This is a genomic window from Bacillus silvicola, assembly GCF_050524305.1.
In the GTDB taxonomy this organism is placed as follows: Bacteria; Bacillota; Bacilli; order Bacillales; family Bacillaceae_G; genus Bacillus_A; species Bacillus_A cereus_AT.
The window spans coordinates 1-4933 of sequence record NZ_JBNGVC010000025.1 but is presented as its reverse complement, the minus strand read 5'-3'; the positions used below and the strand labels follow the sequence as shown (position 1 = coordinate 4933).

Genomic DNA, 4933 nt, shown 5'->3' with positions numbered 1-4933 from the left:
AGATATTTCTTTTCAACTCTTCATAAAAAATGCCCCCTTTCTAAATATTTTTAATTCTGAATAATCTGTCTATGTCCTTTTTATGAAAAATATAGCATATAATGTCTAATTTTGTCTAATTATTTCATTAATCTTTTTAAAATTTGTGAACTACATAGATCTAATTTTATTTACGCTTCTTTTTCCTCGAGGTCGTTTTTTCTTTATTAATTTATTTAATGTAGATAAAAAGAGTGTTTTTCTAGGAGATAGTGCAATGAAAGGAGCAATACGCTAAGCGATTATGTCGCGAAAGTTTCTTTACCATGAGGGAAACCCTCATGCAAACTACTGAAGGTTGTCCCACAAGGGCGGTTTTTGCTCTGTGGGATTGTCTTCGGGAGTTTGAGGGTTTAGAGGCTCGTGGTCAAGAAAACGTGAAATAAATAGCGTCCATCGGGGGACGACTATTTAACGTTTACGAGATGGTTTTTGCCATGACAGGTCATGGCTCGGCAAAGCCGAATTGCCCCGCAGGGCACACCTTTACGATAGTAAAGTATAGTGTGCTATACTTTACATGGAAGTCCACCGAAAAACAGTAGGGAAATGTATATACTTTATAGAGTGGTCGAGAACAAAATAGAGGGAAAAAATAGGACAAGCTGAGGTGAGGATTCGTGAGTTTTGCGATTTGTAGAATGCAGAAATTTAAGATGCGAGATGTGAAGGGAATCCAGATTCATAATCAACGAGAAAAAGAGAGTCATACAAATCTTGATATTGAAAAAGAACAAAGTCATTTGAATTATGATTTACATAACGATCAGTACATTGATTATTTAAAAACAGTAAAAGAAAAAATTGAACAGAATGTGGAAACCAATCGAGCGATTCGAAAAGATGCAGTTGTGATGTGTGAATTTGTGGTAACAAGTGATAGAGATTTCTTTGAAAGTTTAAGTCAAAAAGATTCAGATTCTCAAAAAGAATTTTTTAAAGAAGCTTATAGTGTTCTTAAGGAACGATATGGAGAACAAAACATTGTACATGCAGTGGTACATTTGGATGAAAAAACACCTCATATGCATGTAGGGATGGTTCCAATAACGGAAGAAAAGAAATTGTCAGCGAAACAGATTTTTAACCGTAAAGAGTTGGTTTCACTCCAGGATGATTTTCATGCTCATATGGTAGAGAAAGGTTTTGATTTAGAACGGGGAGTATCTAGTGATAAAAAACATATTGAAACCGCACGTTTTAAGGCTTTGACAGTAAAAGAAGAAGTACAAGTGTTAGAAGATACCCTTGTAGAGAAAGAGTTAGAGAAACAACAAATAGAGAAGTCTATGCAACAAATGAAAAATCGTTTAAATGATTTAAAAAGGGCAGTTAATGTTGGGAAAAAGGTAGAAAACATGTCTGTGAAAGAAAAAGGGGGGCTTATTCGCTCTAAAACGGTTGAAATTGGCTTAGAAGACTTTCAAAGGATTAAAACCCTTGCTAAAGCATCAGAGGCCTTTAAAAGAGAAAATGAGACGTTACAGAGACAAAATCATGCATTGAAAGTGAATAATACAGATTTACATACAACTATAAAATATTTAGAAAAAGAGAAAAAAGAATTAGAACCATATAAAGCGAAATATGAAAGACTTCAAAAGTTATTTGCACAAATGCAGGAGTTTTATAAAGAACGAGTTCCTCAAGGAATAGAGAAATTCCAACAAATCGTAGGGTATTGCAAAAAGAAAGTGAATATCACTTTAAATCCATTTAGTAATACTCGATTTAGTGAAAAAAATTTAACTGAACATGAGAAGAAAGGTTATGATCTTGCTTCAAAAAATATACAACAAAAGAAAAAAGAGAAAAATAGAAATAGAGATAGTGGTTTAGAAAGGTAAAAAGAATAACACCAAAAAGTACCCATAAATTTGGGTGCTTTTTGGTGTTATTCTTTTTCTTTTAATATTTTAATATTGTTGTAATTATATTTGTCAAACAGCTTATTATTTTCTTTTTTACTTAATAAAATTGTTCCGTTAAAACCAACATACTTTTTTTTATTATGTGCATTTTGAAAGGCTACTTCTGGATTTATTATGTATGCATTAGCTGTACCTACTTTTGCAACGTTAATAAAATTATGTTCTTCAAGATATTTAATAGCTTTATATATTGTTGTTCTGCCTTTTCCAAATTCTTCGCTTAAAAGTTGTTGTGAAGCCATTACTAGATTGTTATTGTTCATGTTATCTAAGAAGAAGACAAAAATTTCACTAGCTAGCTGATTATCTTTAATTAATAATTGTAGGGCTTTTAACCCCATTCCTTTATAAACTTGTACAAATGGAGGATTATCAATTTCTTTTTTACGTTGTTCAATTTCTTTTTGTTCAGCATCTTTTAAGTTGATTAATTTTTCAACAGAAGATAAAGGTAATCCAGTTAATTCAAGAATTTGTATTAACTCATTTTTACTGATATTAATATCATCTTTATTTGGCAAAATTATCAACCTTTCTTTATGAACATATATTTTTACTTTTGTGAACATCTTGTTTAAATTATAGAACAAGATGTTCACAAAAACAACAAAAAAATGAACATCTTGTTTTCTTATGTTCACCCTAGGGGTGAACATATATGTTCACCCCTAGGGTGAACATAAGAAAACTATAAACCCTTATTTATCAAGGGTTTACTAGGTTGTTCCTTCTATATCTATTAAAGGGCTATCCACTCATCAATGGACAGGTAGTATTTTTGAGGAAAAAACTCTCAAAAATCTCCACCTTTTCCGCTTCGCTTTACCATTGATGAGTGGATTTCGGCAGGTGTTGGCATATCGCCAAGCCGAACATACCAAAAACGAGGATTTAGGTAGCACGACTTGGACTAGCAATTATACCTGCCGAACCGCCTCGATCAACTGTCTATGAATACACCCTTATTCTATATTTTTGTGACACTATAAGGGGCTAGCCCCTCGCTTCGCTTCACCCCAGCCATAAACCTCACACCCAAAAACAAGGAAAACGATCTTTTTAGGCGTTTATTTTAATCCCTGGGTATTTTATATACAAAACTATTAAAATTGTTTTTACGGGCAATGTATGTAATTTTGTATATATTATTATATTAATGATATTTTTTTGTTTTATATGTTAGAATAAAACTCGTAGATAATTTTGTAATGCAATTTTTTAACTTTAACTCCAAAGTAAAATTGACTAGGTATTGTAAGTGTTAAAGTAGAATTTTATTTATTAAATAAAAGAGGCGTTTCCCTTTTTTAAAGAAACGCCTCTTTTATTTTTAGCAAATAGGCCGCACCATATCATTTCGGGAATTTTGTACGTTTAGACACATTTTCGTCACAATTAATCCCTTTTGGGATACAGCAACCATTCGTTGTTTTTTTATTAAAAAATATGCTTATTTTATTTTGTTTTTTCAACTTCTGGTTTTACCGTATATGTGTAACCTTCATTATTTAATTTGCTAGGAGTAGCTGCTAATCCTTTAGGTTTTTCAACAGGTCTTACACTTACAAGAAATTCTGTTCCGTATTCTGCTGAGTATGTTCCTTTCCCTACTAAATATAAATTATTACTGTTATCAACTCGTAAACGAGGCTGGGATCCCCATAGCAAAGCTGTTTTTGTAAAGCTTCCTAGTGATTCTGTAAATTTAGAAGAATTATAGCCACCATTTAGGCTTCTATCGTAAGTAATTGTCCCATCCATGCGAGAAAGTAGATTTACATTTCCATTTATTTTAGCAGTATTTAAGCTCACAACAACTTCTACAGATGAATTTGCAGGTACTACAATATTTTGTGCGCTAGCAGTATACGTGTAACCTTCAGTTTTTGTTGTTTCCTTTGTGTCTGAAAAATTATATTCAGTGGACAATTCAATACTTGTCTCTCCAACTAATGGAATTTTAAATGTTGCAGAAGCACTTGCCCCTAAATTAAATCCATTTGTAGTAGCATTTGTAACGGAATTTTCAAAATTCTTTGAAAATTCATTTGTAGTAAGTGTTTGATCTTGGTTGGTATTATTAGTTAAAGTTGATCTCCCTACAAATAAACTACTTGAATTAGTAATAGTAGGTGAACCAATTTGCTCTACTGATGTCTGATAAACGTTAGTAAGTTTATATTCTGCTGTTTCGGAAATAAAATAGTCATCATGTAAGTTGTGCATATATTTATAGGCGGCTTCAAAAGGTTCACGCCAATCTGCTATATATGCATTTTGTTGTTGTGCAATGTTTTGAACAGAACTAATTTGTGCTGCACTTACTGAACCTGGGGATGTAAATGCAAATGATGAACTAATAGCCCCAATCATAGCTAGAGATAAAATCTGTTTTGTCTTTTTACTGTTTTTTTTCATATTTCCAGCCCCTTTTTTTGAGATTTTAGTGTTCTATTTTTTTTAGATTTACAACATATTTCTATACTAGTTGTAAGTAAATATCTCTTATTCACTAGTAATTATCATTCTATATAAAGATTGTAGAATGATAATTTTTATATTTTTTCATTTTTTTAGCTACGGGAAAGTAAACGCTTACATATCTGTGTAATAATAAAATGTACATATTGCTATACTATAAATTAATTTGTCTTGTTGTAAGGTTTATCTAGTTTTTAAGATTATTAATAAATTATACGGGTTTATTAGAATGATTAGATGGTCGAGATTGTTTTGAGAAAGTTAATCTACTGTTATAGATGTTTTTTGACTTTTGTGGATATTGGAATATTTCCTATTTTCATAGGGGTATTAGTATCTGTTGAAAAAACTTTTGTGCTATAAATAAATTTCCCTTTAATACAAATACTGTAAATGTTATTCATATTAAGATATTTCTTTTCAACTCTTCATAAAAAATGCCCCCTTTCTAAATATTTTTAATTCTGAATAATCAGGTGCTG

General features: G+C 31.2%; 3 protein-coding genes. 1 reads left to right on the top strand and 2 read right to left on the bottom strand.

Annotation, left to right across the window (positions count from 1 at the left end):
* Nucleotides 1-659: 659 nt before the first annotated feature.
* Nucleotides 660-1886 (top strand): MobV family relaxase, encoded by a 1227-nt coding sequence (gene mobV / locus ACP6L7_RS36145; RefSeq protein ID WP_430529209.1) that lies wholly within the window; start codon nt 660-662, stop codon nt 1884-1886.
* 47 nt (nt 1887-1933) lie between these two features.
* Here the strand turns inward: mobV and ACP6L7_RS36140 are convergent, their stop codons facing one another.
* Nucleotides 1934-2491 carry a replication/maintenance protein RepL gene (locus ACP6L7_RS36140; protein WP_430529210.1) on the bottom strand — a complete coding sequence of 186 codons (558 nt, stop codon included), beginning with the start codon at nt 2489-2491 and terminating at the stop codon, nt 1934-1936.
* A 934-nt stretch (nt 2492-3425) separates the two neighbouring features.
* Complete coding sequence (locus tag ACP6L7_RS36135) at nt 3426-4388, bottom strand: ETX/MTX2 family pore-forming toxin (RefSeq protein ID WP_430529208.1); 963 nt, start codon at nt 4386-4388, stop codon at nt 3426-3428.
* Nucleotides 4389-4933 lie beyond the last annotated feature (545 nt).

Excerpts from the sequence above, each read along its gene's own strand:
- ACP6L7_RS36135 (WP_430529208.1), bottom strand. The coding sequence starts at position 4,388 with ATGAAAAAAAACAGTAAAAAGACAAAACAGATTTTATCTCTAGCTATG.